Source organism: Salmonella sp. SAL4457, assembly GCF_046548235.1.
In the GTDB taxonomy this organism is placed as follows: Bacteria; Pseudomonadota; Gammaproteobacteria; order Enterobacterales; family Enterobacteriaceae; genus Salmonella; species Salmonella enterica.
This window is the reverse complement of the sequence record NZ_JBGDZO010000002.1, coordinates 705,355-725,066: the sequence shown is the minus strand read 5'-3', so window position 1 is coordinate 725,066 and position 19,712 is coordinate 705,355. Positions and strand designations below refer to the sequence as shown.

The following is a 19,712-nucleotide window of genomic DNA, read 5'->3' as shown; positions in this document are numbered from 1 at the left end:
ATAAATTGTTAAAGAGCAGGTGCGACGCGGCTTTCAGCTCACCGTCGCGAGGTGGCGTATATTACGCTTTCCTCTTTTTGAGTCAAGCCTTTATTTTCGCTTTCCTCACAGACTTCTTAACGAAGCCTTTCTGACCCGGCGGCCTGTATGCCGTTGTTCCGTGTCAGTGGTGGCGCATTATAGGGAGTTATTAGAGCCTGACAAGACCTAAATGCAAAAAAAAGCTCAACCGTTCACTTTTCAAACAACATTTGAACCAAAAGCCTATTTTCGCCTGGTTTTTAAACAAAAACGAGCCCGTCAGGGCCCGTTTTATTCAAATTTGTGACTTACTGCACTGCCACAATACGATCATCATTGGCTTCAAGGCGAATCACTTTGCCAGGAACCAGTTCACCAGACAGGATTTGCTGCGCCAGTGGGTTTTCGATCTGCTGTTGAATAGCACGTTTTAACGGACGCGCCCCGTAGACCGGATCGTAACCGTTGGCGCTCAACAGTTTCAGCGCCTCGTCGGAGATATGGATTTCATAACCACGTTCTTCCAGACGTTTGTACAGACGCTGCAGCTGGATCTGAGCAATAGAAGCGATGTGTTGTTCACCTAACGGATGGAATACCACAACTTCATCAATACGGTTGATAAATTCCGGACGGAAGTTTTGGCTAACCACACCCAGCACCATCTCTTTCATTCGACCGTAATCCAGTTCGCCAAAGCGCTCCTGAATGAGATCGGAACCGAGGTTAGAAGTCATAATGACCACCGTATTACGGAAGTCGACCGTTCTCCCCTGCCCGTCAGTCAGCCGACCGTCGTCCAGCACCTGCAACAGAATGTTGAATACATCCGGATGCGCTTTTTCTACTTCATCCAACAAGATGACGGAATAAGGACGACGGCGTACCGCTTCCGTCAAATAACCGCCTTCTTCATAGCCGACATATCCCGGAGGCGCCCCGACCAAACGAGACACGGAGTGTTTCTCCATAAACTCGGACATATCGATACGCACCATCGCGTCGTCGCTGTCGAACATAAAGTTAGCCAGCGCTTTACACAGTTCGGTTTTACCGACCCCCGTCGGCCCAAGGAACAGGAAGGAACCAATCGGACGGTTCGGATCGGACAGCCCCGCGCGGCTACGACGTATGGCGTTCGATACTGCTTCAACGGCTTCATTCTGCCCGATCACACGGCTGTGTAACTCTTGTTCCATACGCAACAGTTTTTCACGTTCGCCTTCCAGCATTCTGGCAACCGGAATACCGGTCCAGCGCGCCAGCACTTCGGCAATTTCCGCATCCGTTACTTTGTTACGTAACAGACGCATGGTTTTACCTTCCGACTGGGTCGCGGCTTCCAACTGTTTTTCCAGCTCCGGAATTTTGCCGTACTGCAATTCAGACATTCGCGCCAGGTCGCCAACGCGGCGCGCCTGCTCGATGGCAATCTTCGCCTGCTCCAGCTCCGCTTTAATAGTTTGCGTACCAGAGAGCGACGCTTTTTCCGCTTTCCACTCTTCTTCCAGCTCAGAATACTGGCGCTCTTTGTCGTCCAGTTCTTCGTTGAGCATATCGAGACGTTTTTTACTCGCCTCGTCAGACTCTTTCATCAACGCCTGCTGTTCCAGTTTGAGCTGAATAATACGGCGGTCGAGCCTGTCCAGCTCCTCCGGCTTAGAGTCAATCTGCATACGAATGCTGGATGCCGCTTCATCGATCAGGTCGATAGCTTTATCCGGCAACTGACGGTCGGCGATATAGCGGTGAGATAATGTTGCCGCCGCCACAATCGCCGGGTCAGTAATCTGCACATGGTGGTGCAGCTCGTAACGTTCTTTCAGGCCACGCAGAATAGCAATGGTGTCTTCCACTGAAGGTTCTGCGACAAACACTTTTTGAAAACGACGTTCCAGCGCCGCGTCTTTTTCAATGTACTGACGGTATTCATCCAGCGTGGTGGCGCCCACACAGTGCAGTTCACCACGCGCCAGCGCCGGTTTCAGCATATTCCCGGCGTCCATGGCGCCATCGGCCTTACCTGCGCCAACCATCGTGTGCAGCTCGTCAATAAACAGGATGACGTTGCCTTCCTGTTTCGCCAGATCGTTCAGCACGCCTTTCAGACGCTCTTCAAATTCGCCGCGATATTTCGCCCCGGCCACCAGCGCGCCCATATCCAGCGCCAGTACGCGGCGACCTTTTAAGCCTTCAGGGACTTCACCGTTAATAATGCGCTGCGCCAGTCCTTCAACAATTGCCGTTTTACCGACCCCTGGCTCACCGATTAACACCGGGTTATTTTTAGTACGACGTTGCAGTACCTGAATGGTACGGCGAATTTCTTCATCACGACCAATTACCGGGTCAAGCTTACCTTGTTCAGCCCGCTCGGTCAGATCGACGGTATATTTTTTCAAGGCCTGACGTTGGTCTTCAGCCCCTTGATCGTTCACGCTTTCACCTCCGCGCATCTGTTCAATTGCCTGAGTGATATTGGCCGTGGTCGCACCGGCTGATTTCAGCAGATCGGTTAACGTGCCGCGAGACTCAAGCGCCGCCAGAACAAACAGCTCTGACGAAATAAAATTGTCTCCCCGTTTTTGCGCCAGCTTGTCGCAAAGGTTCAGTACGCGTACCAGTTCCGAAGAAGGCTGTACGTCGCCGCCGGTGCCTTCCACCTGCGGTAAACGGCTCAGCGCCTGATCGATAGCGGTGCGCAACTGGCCAGCATTAATGCCGGCGGAGGTTAATAAAGGACGTATCGATCCCCCTTCCTGGTTCAGCAAGGCGCTCATTAAATGAAGAGGTTCGATGAATTGGTTGTCGTGCCCCAGCGCGAGCGACTGGGCATCGGCAAGAGCAAGCTGGAATTTGTTAGTAAGACGATCCAGACGCATAACTCCTCCCATAACAGGTCAAAATTGCTACTGGAGATTAAATGAGGTCATCCCTCAATTATTCAAGGTGAATGACCTGAATTATGTGAAAAGAAAGTTACCCGTACCGGATCGTCTTGATTCTTTAGGTTATATCAGCCAAATAAAACTTGCCATACGACCTGTCGTCTTGTCGCGACGATAAGAGAAGAAAGTCTCACTTTCGCTAAAGGTGCAGCGATCCCCGCCATAGACATGTTCAACGCCGGTATTCGCCAGACGTTGGCGTGCAAGCTGATAAATATCCGCCAGAAATTTTTCCCCGTGCGGCAAAAATGCGCTATCGGCTTGCGCATCTTTTGCTAAAAATGCGTCACGCACTTCCGGCCCCACTTCAAACGCGGTCGGGCCGATCGCCGGACCTAACCAGGCGATGATATTTTCTGGTTTGTCAGCAAAGCAGGTGACAGTTTCCTCCAGTACGCCTTCACATAATCCGCGCCAGCCCGCATGAGCCGCCGCCACTTCTGTTCCCTCACGGTTACAGAATAGCACAGGCAGGCAGTCTGCCGTCATTACCGCGCAGACGGTTCCTGGCGTATTGCTGTAAGACGCATCCGCACGTTTGGAGGCATAAGGTTCTCCGGTAAGCCTCAACACATTTTTACCGTGAACCTGTTCAAGCCAGACAGGTTTCGAAGGCAGATTGCCCGCCGCAAACAGACGCTTGCGGTTCTCTTCAACATGCTCCGGGTTATCGCCGCAATGCGCGCCCAGATTCAGCGAGTCGTAAGGCGGTAAACTCACCCCGCCAATACGGGTAGAACTACAGGCTGCGACGCCTTTCGGCAGCGGCCACTGCGGGACAATCAGTGCATTCATAACCAGTCCACATCATCTTTATGATCTTCAAAATCGGCGCGCATCGCATCGATAAGGTCCACCATATCTTGTGGAATCGGCGCGTGCCACTCCATTTCGATACCCGATACAGGATGGTAGAGACGCAGCATTGTTGCATGCAGCGCCTGGCGGTCAAACTTACGCAGCGTGGAAATAAATTCTTCCGATGCGCCTTTCGGTGGACGTGGACGACCACCGTAGACCTGATCGCCCACTAACGGGTGCGTAATATGCGCCATATGCACGCGGATCTGGTGCGTACGCCCGGTCTCCAGACGCAACCTAAGACGCGTGTGCACACGGAAATGTTCCATAATGCGGTAGTGGGTCACCGCCGGTTTGCCCATGGGATGCACCGACATATGGGTACGTTTGGTCGGGTGACGACTGATGGGTTCATTCACCGTTCCTCCCGCCGTCATATGTCCGATCGCGACCGCTTCATATTCGCGGGTGATCTCGCGCAGCTGCAAAGACTCCACCAGGCGCGTTTGCGCCGGAACGGTTTTGGCCACCACCATCAGCCCCGTCGTGTCCTTATCCAGACGATGCACAATGCCCGCGCGCGGGACATCCGCAATCGGCGGATAATAATGTAGCAACGCGTTCAGTACCGTACCGTCCGGGTTACCCGCGCCAGGATGTACCACCAGATCGCGTGGTTTGTTGATAACCAGAATATCGTCATCTTCATAAACAATATCTAACGGGATATCCTGCGCTTCAAAACGAATCTCTTCGTCGATCTCCGCATCAATAGCCACCCGCTCGCCGCCTAACACTTTTTCTTTTGGCTTATCGCAAAGTTGACCATTGACCAACACGCGCTGATTCAAAATCCATTCTTTTATACGCGAACGTGAATAATCCGGGAACATTTCGGCCAAAGCCTGATCTAAGCGTTGACCGAGTTGGTTTTCGGAGACCGTTGCGGTGAGTTGTACTCGTTGTGCCATATACAGCTTCTTCGTTTAACGTTGGGTTTTACGGCTTTGCCGTTTAATATAGTGTGCTATTGTAGCTGGTCTTAACCGGGAGCAGGAACAGAGAATCTCCCGTAAAACATTTTGAGGAAAGTCAAAACGTCATGACGCGCATGAAATATCTGGTGGCAGCAGCCACGTTGAGCCTGTTTCTGGCGGGTTGCTCGGGTTCAAAGGAAGAGGTGCCCGATAATCCGCCGAATGAAATCTACGCGACTGCTCAGCAAAAGCTGCAGGACGGTAACTGGAAACAGGCAATAACGCAATTGGAAGCGTTAGATAATCGTTATCCATTCGGACCGTATTCTCAGCAGGTGCAGTTGGATCTTATCTACGCCTATTACAAAAACGCCGATTTGCCGCTAGCGCAGGCCGCCATCGATCGTTTTATGCGTCTTAATCCAACGCACCCTAATATTGACTATGTCATGTACATGCGCGGCCTGACGAACATGGCGCTGGATGATAGCGCGCTGCAAGGTTTCTTTGGCGTCGATCGCAGCGATCGCGATCCGCAACATGCGCGGGCGGCGTTCAATGACTTTTCGAAACTGGTACGCAGCTATCCTAATAGCCAGTACACCACCGACGCCACTAAGCGTCTGGTATTCCTGAAAGACCGTCTGGCGAAATATGAATATTCCGTCGCAGAGTACTATACCGCGCGCGGCGCATGGGTTGCGGTCGTAAACCGGGTAGAAGGTATGCTACGCAATTATCCTGATACGCAGGCCACGCGCGATGCGTTGCCGCTGATGGAAAACGCCTATCGTCAGATGCAGCTGAATGCGCAGGCTGACAAAGTCGCGAAAATTATTGCCGCTAACAGCAAAAACACCTGAAGCAATACCAACAAGCAAAACGGCAGCCTTCCGGCTGCCGTTTTTTTATTCGATATCTGATGCAACAGAAATGATTTCACTGCAACGCATCCAGTCAAATATGGCCTGCTTTCAGCCATTCCTCAAGTAAAAGATCGCTTCTTCCTGCGATGCCTCACAAAAAGTTCGCCTTGACAAAAAGTGACAAAATAATGTGATTTACATCACACATTTTGACATTAAGAACGGTATGCTGGAATCACCAAGACGGGAAAGACAAGAGGTAAAATTTATGACAATGAACATTACCAGTAAACAAATGGAAATTACTCCGGCAATCCGCCAACATGTCGCAGACCGTCTCGCCAAACTGGAAAAATGGCAAACTCACCTGATTAATCCTCATATCATTCTGTCTAAAGAGCCACAGGGCTTTATTGCTGACGCCACCATTAATACACCGAACGGACATCTGGTCGCCAGCGCAAAACACGAAGATATGTACACCGCTATTAATGAATTGATCAACAAGCTGGAACGGCAGCTCAATAAAGTGCAGCATAAAGGCGAAGCCCGTCGTGCCACCGCATCGGTGAAAGATGCCAGCTTCGTCGAAGCAGAAGAAGAGTAGTCCCTTACATTGAGTGTATCGCCAACGCGCCTTCGGGCGCGTTTTTTGTTGACAGGATTAAAACAGTACGGGTACTGTACTTACGTACACAAAGGAAACAGTTATGAAGCTAACCCGGTTTTTCTTCGCATTCTTTTTTATCTTCCCCTGACCGGGAGGCGTTTCGTCATGTGATAAAGAATGCGAAGACGAACAAGAAGGCCTCCCCCACCGGGAGGCCTTTTTTATTGATAACAAAAAAGGCAACACTATGACATCGGAAAACCCATTACTGGCGCTGCGAGATAAAATCAGCGCTTTAGACGAAGAGTTACTGGCCTTACTGGCAAAACGACGCGCGCTGGCGATTGAAGTGGGACAAGCAAAACTACTGTCGCATCGTCCGGTTCGGGATATCGATCGTGAACGCGCGCTGCTGGACAGACTCATCCATCTCGGTAAAGCCCACCATCTCGACGCACACTACATTACCCGTCTGTTCCAGCTTATCATTGAAGACTCCGTGCTTACTCAGCAGGCGCTGCTGCAACAACATCTGAATAATACTCACCCTCATTCGGCACGTATTGCGTTTCTTGGGCCGAAAGGCTCCTATTCTCATCTCGCGGCGCGCCAGTATGCTGCACGCCATTTTGAGCAATTTATTGAGAGCGGCTGCGCAAAATTCGCCGATATTTTTCATCAGGTCGAAACCGGCCAGGCCGATTACGCCGTGGTTCCGATAGAGAACACCAGCTCCGGCGCTATCAACGATGTGTACGACTTATTGCAACACACCAGTCTGTCGATTGTCGGTGAGATGACTGTCACTATCGATCACTGCGTGCTGGTTTCCGGCGCTACAGATCTGAATACCATCGAAACGGTGTACAGCCATCCGCAGCCGTTTCAGCAGTGCAGTAAATTTTTGAGCCGCTATCCGCACTGGAAAATCGACTATACCGAGAGTACGTCGGCAGCGATGGAAAAAGTCGCGCAGGCAAACTCTCCGCGCGTCGCGGCGCTCGGCAGCGAGGCAGGCGGCATGTTGCACGGTTTACAGGTGCTGGAACGCATTGCCGCAAACCAGACGCAGAATATCACCCGCTTTCTGGTACTGGCGCGCAAAGCCATCAACGTTTCCGATCAGGTTCCGGCAAAAACCACTCTGTTAATCGCCACCGGGCAGCAAGCTGGCGCGCTGGTCGAAGCGCTGCTGGTGCTGCGTAACCACAATCTCATCATGACGAAACTGGAGTCGCGCCCCATTCACGGCAATCCGTGGGAAGAGATGTTTTATCTCGATATTCAGGCGAACCTGGAGTCGCAGGTAATGCAAAGCGCGCTAAAAGAGCTGGGCGAGATCACGCGCTCAATGAAAGTGCTTGGCTGCTATCCCAGCGAAAACGTCGTGCCGGTAGAACCTGCCTGACGTTCAATAAAACGGCTTTTCTTCATCCCTGCGACGGCTACCTGCAGGGTGAAGATGGCGCCGGAGAGCGGATAATCCGCCACTTCCTGAGCAGACATATTTTCTCTGGTAGTTGTAATAAACAGCGTTTTCATATCTGCGCCGCCAAAGCAAACCATCGTCGGACAACGTACCGGCAACCGGTACTCTTCCAGCTGCTCTCCTTGCGGTGAGAAACGCGCCACGCGCCAGCCGTCAAACATCGCGCTCCAGTAGCACCCTTCGCTATCCATCGCCGCGCCGTCGGGAAGTCCTTCTCCTTCGCCAAAATGGCGAAAAAGTTCACGCTTGCCCGGATCGCCATGCTTATCAAGTAACGTGCGGTATATCACGCCATTCGGCGTATCGGAGGTATACATCCACTGGTTATCCGGGCTGAACGCCAGGCCGTTGTGTCCCTGGATATCGCACTGGATCACTTTTGCCGTCAGGTCATGATCGATCCGCATCAGCAACGCGCCATTATAGTCACCTGGCGCCCAGAACGTTCCGGCATAAAAACGTCCATCGCCATCAGTGCCGCCATCGTTGAAACGCGCCAGTTTCGTATTAGAGGGATTGTCGCAAACCTTACGCTGCAATAATCCATTTTTATCGGCCAGCCAGATAGCATGACGCATGGCCACAATAAATCCGCCCTGCTCACGCAAGGCAAAACAGCCCACCTCTTCCGGAAACGCCAGCACGCTATGCGTCCCGCTCGCCGGATGGTAACGATGGATCTCCTGTTCCAGGATATCGGTCCAATACAGCGCGCTTTCATCCTCGCTCCATGTGGGGCATTCTGGTAAATGTCCGACATAATCAAATAAAACGTGCGGCGTAGTCATAACGGTTCCTTAAACGAAAAAAGCCAGCAAAGCTGGCTTTTAGTATAGATGTCATCATTATGGTCGGCTGTCATTCGCCTGACGCAATAACACACGGCTTTCATTCTGGAAGCGTCTGGCATAATCGCCAAACCAGTGTTCAACTTTGCGAAAACTGTCGATAAAAGCCTGCTTATCACCCTGTTCCAGTAACCCGATCGCATCGCCAAAACGTTTATAGTAACGCTTGATAAGCGCCAGATTGCGCTCCGACGACATAATAATGTCCGCATACAGCTGCGGGTCCTGGGCGAACAGACGCCCGACCATCGCCAGCTCCAGTCGATAAATCGGCGATGATAGCGCCAGAAGCTGCTCAAGCTGGACGTTCTCTTCCGCCAGATGCAGCCCATAAGCGAAGGTAGCAAAGTGGCGCAGCGCCTGGATAAAAGCCATGTTCTGATCGTGCTCGACAGCGCTAATTCGGTGCAACCGCGCGCCCCACACCTGGATTTGCTCAAGGAACCACTGATACGCTTCCGGTTGACGCCCATCACACCAGACCACTACCTGCTTCGCCAGGCTCCCGCTGTCCGGACCAAACATCGGATGCAAGCCCAACACGGGGCCATCATGGGCCGCCAACATTGCCTGCAACGGACCGCTTTTCACCGATGCCAGATCGACCAGAATACAGTCGGACGGCAGGGGCGGCAGTTGCGCTATGACCTGTTCAGTAACATGAATCGGCACGCTGACGATCACCATTCCGGCATCGGCGACAATGTCCCTGGCGCGCGGCCAGTCCTGTTGTTCCAGAATACGGACCTGATAGCCCGACAGCGTGAGCATTTTTTCAAACAGACGCCCCATCTGTCCGCCGCCGCCCACAATGACGACCGGACGCAGAGAAGGACAAAGCGTTTTGAACCCCTTATCATTTTCGCTGGAGTAAGATTCACGCATTACCCGGCGCAGGACATCTTCAATGAGATCGGGCGGGACACCGATCGCTTCTGCTTCCGCCCGTCGTGAAGCCAGCATAGAGGCCTCACGCTCCGGCACGTAAATAGGCAGGCCAAAACGGCTTTTCACCTCGCCGACTTTGGCAACCAGTTCCAGGCGCTTAGCCAGTAAATTCAACAACGCTTTATCGACATCATCTATTTGATCGCGTAACGCGGTCAATTCAGCAACCATAACAACCTCTTATGCGACGCGCACCGCCAGCTGGCCGCTCAAATCTTTATGAATTTCACGTAACAGGGCATCGGTCATCTCCCAGCTAATACAAGCATCGGTGACGGAAACGCCATACTTCATTTCGCTGCGCGGCTGTTCAGAAGACTGATTCCCCTCATGAATATTACTTTCAATCATTAAGCCAATGATTGAACGATTGCCATCTTTAATCTGCGCAACCACAGATTCGGCAACGGCTGGCTGGCGGCGATAATCTTTATTGGAGTTACCATGACTGCAATCTACCATCAGCGAAGGACGTAGTCCCGCCTGTTCCATCTCTTTTTCACACTGAGCGACATCTGCCGGGCTATAGTTTGGCGCTTTGCCGCCACGCAGAATCACATGGCCATGCGGATTTCCCTGGGTTTGCAATAACGCAACCTGACCGGCCTGGTTAATGCCAACAAAGCGATGGGGTTGCGCAGCGGCGCGCATGGCGTTAATCGCTGTCGCCAGGCTGCCATCCGTGCCGTTTTTAAAGCCGACCGGCATAGAAAGACCAGACGCCATTTCGCGGTGGGTTTGCGATTCGGTTGTGCGCGCGCCTATCGCCGACCAGCTAAACAGATCGCCCAGGTATTGCGGGCTGTTCGGATCCAACGCTTCGGTCGCCAATGGCAACCCCATATTCACCAGTTCCACCAGTAGCTGACGCGCTATTTTCAACCCGGCTTCCACATCAAATGAGCCATCCATGTGAGGATCGTTAATCAGCCCTTTCCAGCCGACGGTAGTCCGCGGCTTTTCAAAATAGACGCGCATTACCAGATAGAGGCTATCGCTGACCTCTGCGGCAAGGGCTTTAAATCGACGGGCATATTCCAGAGCGGTTTCAGGATCGTGAATAGAACAAGGACCGCATACCACCAACAGACGCGGATCGCGCCCGGCAATAATGTCAGAAATGATTCCCCGGGACTGCGCTATCTGCGCTTCCTGCGCCAGGCTCAAGGGAAAGGCCGCTTTAAGCTGCTCCGGCGTCATTAATACCTGTTCATCGGTGATACGTACGTTATTCAGCGCGTCTTTTTGCATGATGGCGATCCTGTCTTTTCTTGTTTGCGATAGTTGATCCTCCACGAGGATGTTTAAACCATACCACAAAAAGTAAAGATTTCAATCCATATTACGTAAAATAAACTTTACACCATGCGCAATCGTCGATTAAACCACTCCATTTCGTATCAAAAACTTTACACAACAAGTGAATTATTTTATTCCCAGCCTCAGAAAAGCGGTAAAATGAGCGATGCTCGCTATTTTTTGATTATTTTTTCTCCGCACACATATTTTTACTTTCTGATATAGGTTGATTAATACCATTATCACAAGAATTTAATATCAGGGACGCCACTTAAATTATTCATATTATCAATAAGACATAATGACGATATGGCAAAATAATGTTATTTTGCTACAAACAATCACGGATGTATTTTAATGCTTTACGACTGAAGATGGTGGGGACTTGTTAATGCGTTTTTCTCACCGATTTATCCTTCTGTTATCGCTATTATTAGCAAGCTTGCCTCTGTATGCTCAACGCGTCACGGAAGAAGAGAAATCCGTACGCGCCATCGTCTCCGGTATCGTCAGTTATACACACTGGCCGGCGTTATCCGGGCCGCCAAGGCTATGCATATTTTCATCTGCGCGTTTTGTCAGGGTACTTAGCGAAGAGGCTGACTGGGCTTTCCCTTATCAACCGCTTGTCATCCGTACCACACAAGAAGCCCTGAGCGCCCGCTGTGATGGTTTTTACTTTGGCAATGAATCGCCAGCTTATCAGGTGGAGTTAACGCGTCATTATCCAGTTAATGCCTTGTTATTAATTGCCGAGCAAAATACCGAATGTATTATTGGCAGCGCATTTTGTCTGATCATTAACAATGATGAAGTCAAATTTTCCGTCAACCTGGACTCCCTCTCGCATAGCGGGGTGAGAGTGAATCCAGAAGTATTAATGCTTGCACGGAATCAAAAGCATGAATAAGGAATTTTCTCTGTCCAGACCAACATTTAAACGCACACTACGGCGGATTAGTATAATCAGCGTGCTGCTTACAATGACATTGATCTGGCTATTAATTTGCGTTGCGTCTGTCCTTACGCTCAAACAGTATGCGCAAAAAAATCTCGATTTGACCGCCGCCACAATGGCCCATAGCCTTGAAGCGGCACTGGTATTTTCCGATAACGCGGCCGCAGCGGAAACGCTCGCCACACTGGGACGCCAGGGACAATTTTCAGCGGCGGAGGTCCGCGATAAAAATGGCCGAACTATCGCCTCATGGCGCTATGATGCGCGAGCCGCAGACGATAAGCTCATCGGCTTAATTAGCCACTGGCTTTTTCCATTGCCGGTATCACAACCCGTCTGGCACAACGGCAGGGCCATCGGCGAAGTACGGCTTGTCGCCCGCGACAGCCTTATTGGTCATTTTATCTGGCTATCGCTGGCAGTACTGACAGGATGTATTCTGCTGGCATCCGGCATTGCCCTGCTGCTCACACGTTATTTACACAATGGCGTTGTGGATGCGCTGCAAAATATTACTGAAGTTGTACACGACGTTCGCACTAACCGAAATTTTTCACGCCGGGTACCTGATGAGCGTATTGCGGAATTTCACCTGTTTGCGCAGGATTTCAATAGCCTTCTGGATGAGATGGAAGAATGGCAGCTACGGCTTCAGGCTAAAAATGCTCAGTTACTACGTACCGCGCTGCACGATCCGCTGACGGGGCTTGCCAATCGCGCGGCATTTCGCAGCTGTATTAACGCGCTGATGAAGGACAATTCCGCTCGTAGCAGTTCGGCATTGTTATTTCTGGATGGCGATAACTTTAAATATATTAATGATACCTGGGGACATGCGGCAGGCGACCGCGTACTTATAGAGGTTGCCAAAAGATTAGCGGAATTCGGTGGTAGCCGTTATCAGACTTACCGACTCGGCGGCGATGAATTTGCGATGGTGCTTTACGATGTACATTCGGAATATGAAGTACAACGTATTTGCGCAGCGCTATCCCAGGCGTTTAATCGACCTTTTGAACTGCATAACGGCCAGCGAATAACGATGACCCTGAGTATTGGCTTTGCGCTGACATGGGAACATGCCACTGCCGAAAAACTACAAGAACTGGCCGATCGAAATATGTATCAGGCTAAACACCGGCGTGCGGAACGCTCGCTAAACTAAGGAACGGGCCTGGCCGTTTCTGACTCAGCGTTGAGACCACTGACCCAGACTAATCATGCAACCGTCTATGGCGTGGAGCAACCCCATAAAAAAGGGGCCAGCGTAATGCCAGCCCCTTCTTTTCTACAAGCTTTCGGATGTTGCGAAAGCGCGTTCTTAGTTAAGACGCTCTTTGATACGAGCCGCTTTACCAGTACGCTCACGCAGGTAGTACAGTTTAGCTTTACGAACAGCACCACGACGTTTAACAGCAATGCTGTCAACTACCGGAGAGTGAGTCTGGAAGACACGCTCAACGCCTTCGCCGTTGGAAATTTTACGAACAGTGAATGCAGAGTGCAGACCGCGGTTACGAATAGCGATAACCACGCCCTCGAATGCCTGCAGACGTTTCTTGGTACCTTCAACAACCCATACTTTCACTTCCACGGTATCGCCCGGACGGAAGGAAGGTACGTTCTGCTTCATCTGCTCTTGTTCAAGTTGCTTAATAATGTTGCTCATAATTTAATCTCTTATCCTGGGTAAACTGATATTCGGGGGCCTATGCCATCCCATCATGTTTATGCTGCTGTTGTGCGTGTTCTGTTTTGAACTCCGCCAGCAACCTTGCTTGCTCTTCAGTCAGAGCCAGGTTTTCCAGAAGTTCAGGTCTTCTAAGCCAGGTTCGGCCCAGCGACTGTTTCAAACGCCAGCGACGTATCTCGGCATGGTTTCCCGACAGCAATACTGGCGGTACTTCCATCCCCTCTAACACTTCAGGGCGCGTATAGTGCGGACAATCCAGCAACCCATCAGCAAACGAATCTTCGATTGCTGATGCCTCATGCCCCAGAACCCCCGGTATAAACCGGGCGACGGAGTCAATCAGCGTCATTGCCGGTAGTTCGCCACCGCTGAGAACGTAATCGCCAATTGACCATTCTTCGTCAATTTCGGTCTGAATTACGCGCTCATCTACGCCTTCGTAGCGACCACACACCAGAATAAGCTTCTGATTCGTGGCCAGCTCGCTAACGCCCGCTTGATCAAGCTTGCGTCCCTGAGGCGACAGATAAATCACTTTAGCGCCTTCACCTGCCGCGGCTTTTGCTGCGTGAATGGCGTCCCGCAAGGGTTGCACCATCATTAACATCCCTGGTCCGCCGCCGTAAGGACGATCGTCCACGGTACGGTGCCGGTCATGCGTGAAGTCGCGAGGACTCCAGCTCTGGATGTTCAGCAGGCCATTTTTTACTGCCCGGCCAGTTACCCCGTAATCGGTAATTGCGCGGAACATTTCAGGAAACAGGCTAACGATGCCAATAAACACAAGCCAATCCCCATAACGCCATTTATTACCGTTTATTCGGTGGTTTAAAAACCAGGATCCCAGTCTACTTCGATAGTACGAGTAGCGAGATCGACTTTCTTGATAACCTGCCCATCGAGGAACGGTACTAGTCGTTCCTTGATACCAAATGCATCTTTCAGGTTCGCCTTAATGACGAGAACGTCATTCGACCCGGTTTCCATCATGTCGATAACTTTACCGAGATCGTAGCCTTCAGCGGTGACTACCTGGCAGCCCATCAGGTCTTTCCAGTAGTAGTCTCCCTCCTCAAGCGCAGGAAGTTGCGAGGAATCCACGACAATTTCGCAATTTGTCAGAAGATTCGCGGCATCTCGATCGTCAACGCCTTTCAGCTTGATGATCAGATCCTGATTGTGGTGCTTCCAGCTTTCCAGCTGTACCTGCTGCCACTGACCCGCCTTCTGGATAAACCAGGGCTGATAGTCAAAAATGCTTTCGGCGTCTTCAGTGGAGGAAAACACTCTGAGCCAACCACGGATACCGTATGAAGAACCCATTTTCCCCAGTACAACCGGTTCAGCGGGTACTTGTGCGGCGAGTTGCTTGCTCATCATGACCACCGTGACAGATTAAGCTGCTTTTTTTACTTCTTTGATCAGCGCCGCAACGCGATCGGAAATGGTTGCGCCCTGGCCAACCCAGTGAGCGATGCGATCCAGATCCAGGCGGGTGCCTTCTTCTTTTTCGCTAGCGATTGGGTTGAAGAAACCAACGCGCTCAATGAAGCGACCGTTGCGTGCATTACGGCTGTCGGTGACAACAACCTGGTAGAACGGACGCTTTTTAGCGCCGTGACGAGCTAAACGAATAGTTACCATAACATCCTCTTGTGTGAATAAAACAACCGGGCCCCATCGAGGAACGGAGCCCGGCGTCATATTAAAAGCCCGAAAATTTTACTGATTTCTGGGAGAATTGCAATCAACAGTTAATAACTCTGCTGTAGAAGGCCGTCGGCGGCGCAGCGAGTTCGGTACCGGCGTGCGCGCAGCCACCGCAGCGTACACGCAGTACGTGAGGATGGCGAGCACACCCCGGTGCCGAAATAGCAAGTGAGCCAGGCCGGGAAATTAGCGACCCGGGAAGCCTGGCGGCATCATCCCCTTCATACTCCGCATCATCTTCGCCATCCCGCCCTTCTTCATCTTCTTCATCATGCGCTGCATGTCGTCGAACTGTTTCAGAAGGCGGTTAACGTCCTGCACCTGCATCCCACAGCCCTGCGCGATACGACGCTTGCGGGAACCTTTGATGATTTCCGGCTTCGCGCGTTCTTTCAGCGTCATCGAATTGATGATCGCCTCCATACGCACCAGCACCTTGTCATCCATCTGCGATTTAACGTTGTCCGGAATCTGCCCCATGCCCGGTAATTTGCCCATCAGACTGGCCATACCGCCCATGTTTTTCATCTGTTTGAGCTGTTCCAGGAAGTCGTTCAGGTCGAAACCGTCGCCTTTCTTCAGTTTGGTCGCCAGCTTTTCAGCCTGTGCGCGGTCAACTTTGCTTTCGATATCTTCGATAAGAGACAGTACGTCGCCCATGCCGAGAATACGCGAGGCGATACGATCCGGGTGGAACGGCTCCAGCGCGTCGGTTTTCTCGCCGACACCGAGGAATTTAATCGGCTTGCCGGTGATATGACGAATAGAGAGCGCCGCACCGCCACGCGCATCACCATCAACTTTGGTCAGCACCACGCCGGTTAACGGCAGCGCTTCGTTAAAGGCTTTTGCGGTATTCGCCGCATCCTGACCGGTCATCGCATCGACGACAAACAGCGTTTCCACTGGCTTGATAGAAGCGTGGACCTGTTTGATTTCGTCCATCATCGCTTCGTCAACGTGCAGACGACCGGCGGTATCCACCAGCAGCACGTCGTAGAATTTGAGCTTCGCTTCTTTCAACGCGGCGTTGACGATATCAACCGGTTTCTGGCCGACATCAGACGGGAAGAAATCCACGCCAACCTGCTCAGCCAGCGTTTCGAGCTGTTTGATCGCCGCCGGGCGATAGACGTCGGCAGAGACGACCAGCACTTTCTTCTTGTGCTTCTCGCGCAAGAATTTACCCAACTTACCGACGCTGGTGGTTTTACCCGCCCCCTGCAGACCCGCCATCAATACTACGGCTGGCGGCTGCGCAGCTAAATTCAGCGTCTGGTTCTCTTCGCCCATCGCCGCAACCAGTTCGCTACGGACAATCTTGACGAACTCCTGCCCTGGGGTCAGGCTCTTGTTAACTTCATGACCAACCGCTTTCTCTTTTACGCGATTGATGAACTCACGCACTACCGGCAGCGCAACGTCAGCCTCCAGCAGCGCCATGCGCACTTCGCGCAGCGTCTCTTTAACGTTGTCTTCAGTAAGGCGCCCACGGCCACTGATATTGCGCAGCGTGCGCGACAAACGATCGGTTAAATTATCAAACATTGTCTCTCGCCTGGGGTGGAAACGGTTGGTCGCCGCAGCGACACAGTTACAGAATTTCGCCACAGTATACCATGAAGCCGTCTTTGTTGTTATGCAACGGTTGGAGCTGCGGTCACGTAACGCTATACTGCTTCTCTTTCTCACTGGTCAACTGTCGACACAACTATGCCCGTTTTTGCTTTACTTGCCCTTGTCGCCTACTCCTTCAGCCTCGCGCTGATCGTTCCCGGACTGTTGCAAAAAAACAGCGGCTGGCGGCGTATGGCTATTCTTTCTGCGGTCATCGCGCTGGTGTGCCATGCTGTCGCGCTGGAATCGCGTATTCTGCCCGGCGGCGACAGTGGACAAAACCTGAGCCTGCTGAATGTCGGTTCGCTGGTCAGCCTGATGATCTGCACGGTGATGACCATTGTCGCGTCGCGTAATCGCGGCTGGCTACTTCTACCCATTGTCTATGCTTTTGCGCTGATTAACCTGGCCTTCGCCACGTTTATGCCTAATGAATATATTACGCATCTGGAAGCGACCCCTGGCATGATGGTGCACATCGGTCTGTCGCTTTTCTCTTACGCGACGCTGATAATCGCCGCGCTGTATGCGCTACAACTGGCGTGGATCGACTATCAGTTGAAGAACAAAAAGCTGGCGTTTAGTAATGAAATGCCGCCATTGATGAGCATTGAGCGCAAAATGTTTCATATCACGCAGATTGGCGTCGTACTGCTGACCCTTACTCTGTGTACCGGCCTGTTTTACATGCATAACCTGTTCAGTACTGAAAATATTGATAAAGCCGTGCTCTCTATCGTGGCATGGTTTGTCTATATCGTTCTGCTGTGGGGGCATTACCATGAAGGCTGGCGGGGTCGTCGGGTCGTGTGGTTTAACGTCGCAGGCGCGGGTATTCTGACGCTGGCCTATTTTGGTAGCCGCATATTACAGCAATTTGTAAGCTAAGCTTTTAAAGGAGTTTCCCCTGGAACACATCTCCACCACCACGCTGATTATCATATTAATCATCATGGTGGTCATCTCGGCCTATTTTTCCGGTTCCGAAACTGGAATGATGACGCTAAACCGTTACCGTTTACGCCATATGGCGAAGCAAGGTAATCGCTCGGCAAAACGGGTAGAAAAATTACTGCGTAAACCCGACCGACTGATAAGCCTGGTGCTGATCGGCAATAACCTGGTCAACATTCTTGCCTCGGCGCTCGGCACGATTGTGGGTATGCGGCTTTACGGCGACGCCGGCGTGGCTATCGCCACCGGGGTACTGACGTTTGTCGTGTTAGTTTTTGCTGAAGTCCTGCCCAAAACTATCGCCGCGCTCTATCCGGAAAAAGTGGCCTATCCCAGCAGCTTCCTGCTGGCGCCGTTACAGATACTGATGATGCCGCTGGTGTGGTTACTTAACACCATCACCCGCCTGCTGATGCGTCTGATGGGAATTAAAACGGACATCGTGGTTAGCGGGTCGTTAAGCAAAGAGGAATTACGCACTATCGTGCATGAATCCCGTTCGCAAATCTCTCGCCGCAATCAGGATATGCTGCTGTCGGTTCTCGACCTGGAAAAGGTCAGCGTGGATGACATCATGGTGCCGCGTAATGAAATTATCGGGATCGATATCAATGACGACTGGAAGTCTATCGAGCGGCAGCTCACCCACTCGCCGCACGGACGCATTGTGCTCTATCGCGATTCGCTGGATGACGCCATCAGTATGCTGCGCGTGCGTGAAGCCTGGCGGTTAATGGCCGAGAAAAAAGAGTTCACCAAAGAGATGATGCTGCGCGCCGCCGATGAAATCTATTACGTCCCGGAAGGTACGCCGCTCAGTACGCAACTGATTAAATTTCAGCGCAATAAAAAGAAAGTCGGACTGGTCGTCAATGAGTATGGCGATATCCAGGGGCTGGTCACCGTTGAAGATATTCTCGAGGAGATCGTCGGCGACTTCACCACATCGATGTCGCCGACACTGGCGGAAGAGGTCACGCCGCAAAACGACGGTTCGGTCATTATTGACGGTACCGCCAACGTCCGGGAAATCAATAAAGCGTTTAACTGGCACCTGCCGGAAGATGACGCGCGCACCGTCAACGGGGTGATTCTGGAGGCGCTGGAGGAAATTCCGGTTGCTGGCACGCGCGTGCGCATTGAGCAGTACGATATCGATATTCTCGATGTACAGGAAAATATGATTAAGCAGGTAAAGGTTGTACCGGTAAAACCGCTGCGCGAGAGTGTGGCGGAGTAACCCAATGGCGAACTCCGGTTCGCCTTTTTTATCGCCGTCTTTTAAGATTCCATCAATTCCAGCCATTTACTTAACAATGCAATAATGTCTTTTCAGGCATTCAGAAAGGATATTGATGTTATGTCAGAAGATTATGTAATTGAATGGGATAAGAATTTTGCAGACGACCTCAACGTCGTCGCCAACGTTTTTTTATCGCACAACCCAACCTTATGGCCCACTATTTTCTCTCAACTTTCGACGCAACCTGAAATCTTTGAAGACGAAGATGAAGACGAATATGGGTTGCAGGACGTCCTGGATTGTAGCGGTGGCGATCTCGGAAATAACGAGCTGGCACAGGCATTTTTACAAATTCTACGCGGCGAAGGATTTATTCACCTCGTTGACTGGAAAGGTGAAGATGAAGAAGGCGAACTGGCTAATTTTGCCGCAGATCGCTTTTATGAACTCACAAAAAACCTGACGGATTCTGAGGAATTAAGAAATCTTCTTGTCGAAATAACCCAAGAGGATGAAATCTCCGATGTCTGTGAAGCCGGGGACCGTTACCTTGACGAGATCTTTGAACGCATCCAGACCGAACTCAATAAGAGGGGCTTCCAGATTTTTGATCTGAATGAAGGATCTGACACCTATAATGTGGTCGTTCTGCCAATGAGCGAATATAAAAAAATAGAGGACTTCAACACGCCGTGGCTGGAAGTGCAGGATTTTTTAAGCTAAAAAAATG

At 51.4% G+C, this 19,712-nt stretch carries 20 protein-coding genes and 1 other annotated feature; of the genes, 9 read left to right on the top strand and 11 right to left on the bottom strand.

Features of this window, described 5'->3' with window-relative positions; translation table 11 throughout:
* Positions 1-329: 329 nt before the first annotated feature.
* The 3 genes from clpB to rluD all read right to left on the bottom strand — a co-directional run bounded on the left by clpB (position 330) and on the right by rluD (position 4,741).
* Positions 330-2,903 carry an ATP-dependent chaperone ClpB gene (gene clpB / locus ACLJNW_RS11115; protein ID WP_001235092.1) on the bottom strand — a complete coding sequence of 858 codons (2,574 nt, stop codon included), beginning with the start codon at positions 2,901-2,903 and terminating at the stop codon, positions 330-332.
* A 129-nt stretch (positions 2,904-3,032) separates the two neighbouring features.
* Entirely contained in the window at positions 3,033-3,764 is a 732-nt protein-coding gene (gene yfiH, locus ACLJNW_RS11110; RefSeq protein WP_000992639.1) for a purine nucleoside phosphorylase YfiH, read from the bottom strand.
* On the bottom strand, positions 3,761-4,741 hold the full coding sequence (gene rluD, locus ACLJNW_RS11105; RefSeq protein ID WP_000079130.1) for a 23S rRNA pseudouridine(1911/1915/1917) synthase RluD: 981 nt from the start codon (positions 4,739-4,741) through the stop codon (positions 3,761-3,763). The genes yfiH and rluD overlap by 4 nt, the downstream gene beginning before the upstream one ends.
* Before the next feature lie 131 nt (positions 4,742-4,872).
* Here rluD and bamD point away from each other — a divergent pair, with 131 nt between their 5' ends.
* The 4 genes from bamD (at position 4,873) to pheA (ending at position 7,631) form a co-directional block, all read left to right on the top strand.
* Positions 4,873-5,610, top strand: a complete 738-nt coding sequence (gene bamD / locus ACLJNW_RS11100) for an outer membrane protein assembly factor BamD (RefSeq protein WP_000197660.1) — start codon at positions 4,873-4,875, stop codon at positions 5,608-5,610.
* A gap of 271 nt (positions 5,611-5,881) precedes the next feature.
* The gene (raiA, locus tag ACLJNW_RS11095; protein ID WP_000178449.1) at positions 5,882-6,220 is read left to right on the top strand and encodes a ribosome-associated translation inhibitor RaiA; all 339 of its coding nucleotides are present in this window, start codon (positions 5,882-5,884) and stop codon (positions 6,218-6,220) included.
* Positions 6,221-6,322: 102 nt separating this feature from the next.
* Positions 6,323-6,448 (top strand) — a sequence feature (Phe leader region).
* Positions 6,324-6,371, top strand: coding sequence for a pheA operon leader peptide PheL (gene pheL / locus ACLJNW_RS11090; protein WP_010989056.1), 48 nt, complete (start codon positions 6,324-6,326; stop codon positions 6,369-6,371). (Overlaps the previous feature by 48 nt.)
* Before the next feature lie 22 nt (positions 6,449-6,470).
* Complete coding sequence (gene pheA, locus ACLJNW_RS11085) at positions 6,471-7,631, top strand: bifunctional chorismate mutase/prephenate dehydratase (RefSeq protein WP_000200077.1); 1,161 nt, start codon at positions 6,471-6,473, stop codon at positions 7,629-7,631.
* Here pheA and ACLJNW_RS11080 read toward each other — a convergent pair.
* The 3 genes from ACLJNW_RS11080 to aroF are packed head-to-tail and all read right to left on the bottom strand — an operon-like array spanning position 7,592 to position 10,759.
* Positions 7,592-8,500: an SMP-30/gluconolactonase/LRE family protein gene (locus ACLJNW_RS11080; RefSeq protein WP_000210990.1), complete on the bottom strand. Its 909-nt coding sequence runs from the start codon at positions 8,498-8,500 to the stop codon at positions 7,592-7,594. The genes pheA and ACLJNW_RS11080 overlap by 40 nt on opposite strands.
* 57 nt (positions 8,501-8,557) lie before the next feature.
* Positions 8,558-9,679 carry a bifunctional chorismate mutase/prephenate dehydrogenase gene (gene tyrA / locus ACLJNW_RS11075; RefSeq protein ID WP_000225191.1) on the bottom strand — a complete coding sequence of 374 codons (1,122 nt, stop codon included), beginning with the start codon at positions 9,677-9,679 and terminating at the stop codon, positions 8,558-8,560.
* 9 nt (positions 9,680-9,688) lie between these two features.
* Positions 9,689-10,759 carry a 3-deoxy-7-phosphoheptulonate synthase AroF gene (aroF, locus tag ACLJNW_RS11070; RefSeq protein ID WP_001168062.1) on the bottom strand — a complete coding sequence of 357 codons (1,071 nt, stop codon included), beginning with the start codon at positions 10,757-10,759 and terminating at the stop codon, positions 9,689-9,691.
* Positions 10,760-11,198: 439 nt separating this feature from the next.
* Here aroF and ACLJNW_RS11065 point away from each other — a divergent pair, with 439 nt between their 5' ends.
* On the top strand, positions 11,199-11,717 hold the full coding sequence (locus tag ACLJNW_RS11065) for a YfiR family protein (protein ID WP_001212379.1): 519 nt from the start codon (positions 11,199-11,201) through the stop codon (positions 11,715-11,717).
* Positions 11,710-12,930: a diguanylate cyclase DgcN gene (dgcN, locus tag ACLJNW_RS11060; RefSeq protein ID WP_001030985.1), complete on the top strand. Its 1,221-nt coding sequence runs from the start codon at positions 11,710-11,712 to the stop codon at positions 12,928-12,930. Before ACLJNW_RS11065 ends, dgcN begins: the two co-directional genes overlap by 8 nt.
* Positions 12,931-13,086: 156 nt before the next feature.
* On the opposite strand, the gene rplS is transcribed toward dgcN, so the two are convergent.
* From rplS to ffh, 5 genes are all read right to left on the bottom strand, one after another.
* Positions 13,087-13,434: a 50S ribosomal protein L19 gene (gene rplS, locus ACLJNW_RS11055; RefSeq protein WP_000065257.1), complete on the bottom strand. Its 348-nt coding sequence runs from the start codon at positions 13,432-13,434 to the stop codon at positions 13,087-13,089.
* 40 nt (positions 13,435-13,474) lie between these two features.
* Positions 13,475-14,242 carry a tRNA (guanosine(37)-N1)-methyltransferase TrmD gene (trmD, locus tag ACLJNW_RS11050; protein WP_000469813.1) on the bottom strand — a complete coding sequence of 256 codons (768 nt, stop codon included), beginning with the start codon at positions 14,240-14,242 and terminating at the stop codon, positions 13,475-13,477.
* Between the two features lie 44 nt (positions 14,243-14,286).
* A complete protein-coding gene (rimM, locus tag ACLJNW_RS11045) occupies positions 14,287-14,835 on the bottom strand; it encodes a ribosome maturation factor RimM (RefSeq protein WP_000043266.1) in 549 nt (182 codons plus the stop codon).
* An 18-nt stretch (positions 14,836-14,853) separates the two neighbouring features.
* Positions 14,854-15,102 (bottom strand): 30S ribosomal protein S16, encoded by a 249-nt coding sequence (gene rpsP / locus ACLJNW_RS11040; protein WP_000256453.1) that lies wholly within the window; start codon positions 15,100-15,102, stop codon positions 14,854-14,856.
* 252 nt (positions 15,103-15,354) lie between these two features.
* Entirely contained in the window at positions 15,355-16,716 is a 1,362-nt protein-coding gene (ffh, locus tag ACLJNW_RS11035) for a signal recognition particle protein (protein ID WP_000460052.1), read from the bottom strand.
* Between the two features lie 165 nt (positions 16,717-16,881).
* Between ffh and ACLJNW_RS11030 the strand changes: the two genes are divergently transcribed.
* From ACLJNW_RS11030 to ACLJNW_RS11020, 3 genes are all read left to right on the top strand, one after another.
* Positions 16,882-17,673 (top strand): inner membrane protein YpjD, encoded by a 792-nt coding sequence (locus tag ACLJNW_RS11030; protein WP_001537507.1) that lies wholly within the window; start codon positions 16,882-16,884, stop codon positions 17,671-17,673.
* A 19-nt stretch (positions 17,674-17,692) separates the two neighbouring features.
* On the top strand, positions 17,693-18,979 hold the full coding sequence (locus tag ACLJNW_RS11025) for an HlyC/CorC family transporter (RefSeq protein ID WP_127172650.1): 1,287 nt from the start codon (positions 17,693-17,695) through the stop codon (positions 18,977-18,979).
* 120 nt (positions 18,980-19,099) lie between these two features.
* Positions 19,100-19,705 (top strand): hypothetical protein, encoded by a 606-nt coding sequence (locus ACLJNW_RS11020; RefSeq protein ID WP_024154431.1) that lies wholly within the window; start codon positions 19,100-19,102, stop codon positions 19,703-19,705.
* The last annotated feature ends 7 nt before the right edge of the window (positions 19,706-19,712 follow it).

Bases quoted from the DNA above. Each gene is read 5' to 3' on its own strand.
- clpB (WP_001235092.1), bottom strand. From the start codon at position 2,903: ATGCGTCTGGATCGTCTTACTAACAAATTCCAGCTTGCTCTTGCCGAT.
- dgcN (WP_001030985.1), top strand. From the start codon at position 11,710: ATGAATAAGGAATTTTCTCTGTCCAGACCAACATTTAAACGCACACTA.
- ACLJNW_RS11030 (WP_001537507.1), top strand. From the start codon at position 16,882: ATGCCCGTTTTTGCTTTACTTGCCCTTGTCGCCTACTCCTTCAGCCTC.
- ffh (WP_000460052.1), bottom strand. From the start codon at position 16,716: ATGTTTGATAATTTAACCGATCGTTTGTCGCGCACGCTGCGCAATATC.
- bamD (WP_000197660.1), top strand. From the start codon at position 4,873: ATGACGCGCATGAAATATCTGGTGGCAGCAGCCACGTTGAGCCTGTTT.
- ACLJNW_RS11080 (WP_000210990.1), bottom strand. From the start codon at position 8,500: ATGACTACGCCGCACGTTTTATTTGATTATGTCGGACATTTACCAGAA.
- yfiH (WP_000992639.1), bottom strand. From the start codon at position 3,764: ATGAATGCACTGATTGTCCCGCAGTGGCCGCTGCCGAAAGGCGTCGCA.
- aroF (WP_001168062.1), bottom strand. From the start codon at position 10,759: ATGCAAAAAGACGCGCTGAATAACGTACGTATCACCGATGAACAGGTA.
- rpsP (WP_000256453.1), bottom strand. From the start codon at position 15,102: ATGGTAACTATTCGTTTAGCTCGTCACGGCGCTAAAAAGCGTCCGTTC.
- rplS (WP_000065257.1), bottom strand. From the start codon at position 13,434: ATGAGCAACATTATTAAGCAACTTGAACAAGAGCAGATGAAGCAGAAC.
- ACLJNW_RS11065 (WP_001212379.1), top strand. From the start codon at position 11,199: ATGCGTTTTTCTCACCGATTTATCCTTCTGTTATCGCTATTATTAGCA.
- tyrA (WP_000225191.1), bottom strand. From the start codon at position 9,679: ATGGTTGCTGAATTGACCGCGTTACGCGATCAAATAGATGATGTCGAT.
- raiA (WP_000178449.1), top strand. From the start codon at position 5,882: ATGACAATGAACATTACCAGTAAACAAATGGAAATTACTCCGGCAATC.
- rimM (WP_000043266.1), bottom strand. From the start codon at position 14,835: ATGAGCAAGCAACTCGCCGCACAAGTACCCGCTGAACCGGTTGTACTG.
- ACLJNW_RS11020 (WP_024154431.1), top strand. From the start codon at position 19,100: ATGTCAGAAGATTATGTAATTGAATGGGATAAGAATTTTGCAGACGAC.
- rluD (WP_000079130.1), bottom strand. From the start codon at position 4,741: ATGGCACAACGAGTACAACTCACCGCAACGGTCTCCGAAAACCAACTC.
- pheA (WP_000200077.1), top strand. From the start codon at position 6,471: ATGACATCGGAAAACCCATTACTGGCGCTGCGAGATAAAATCAGCGCT.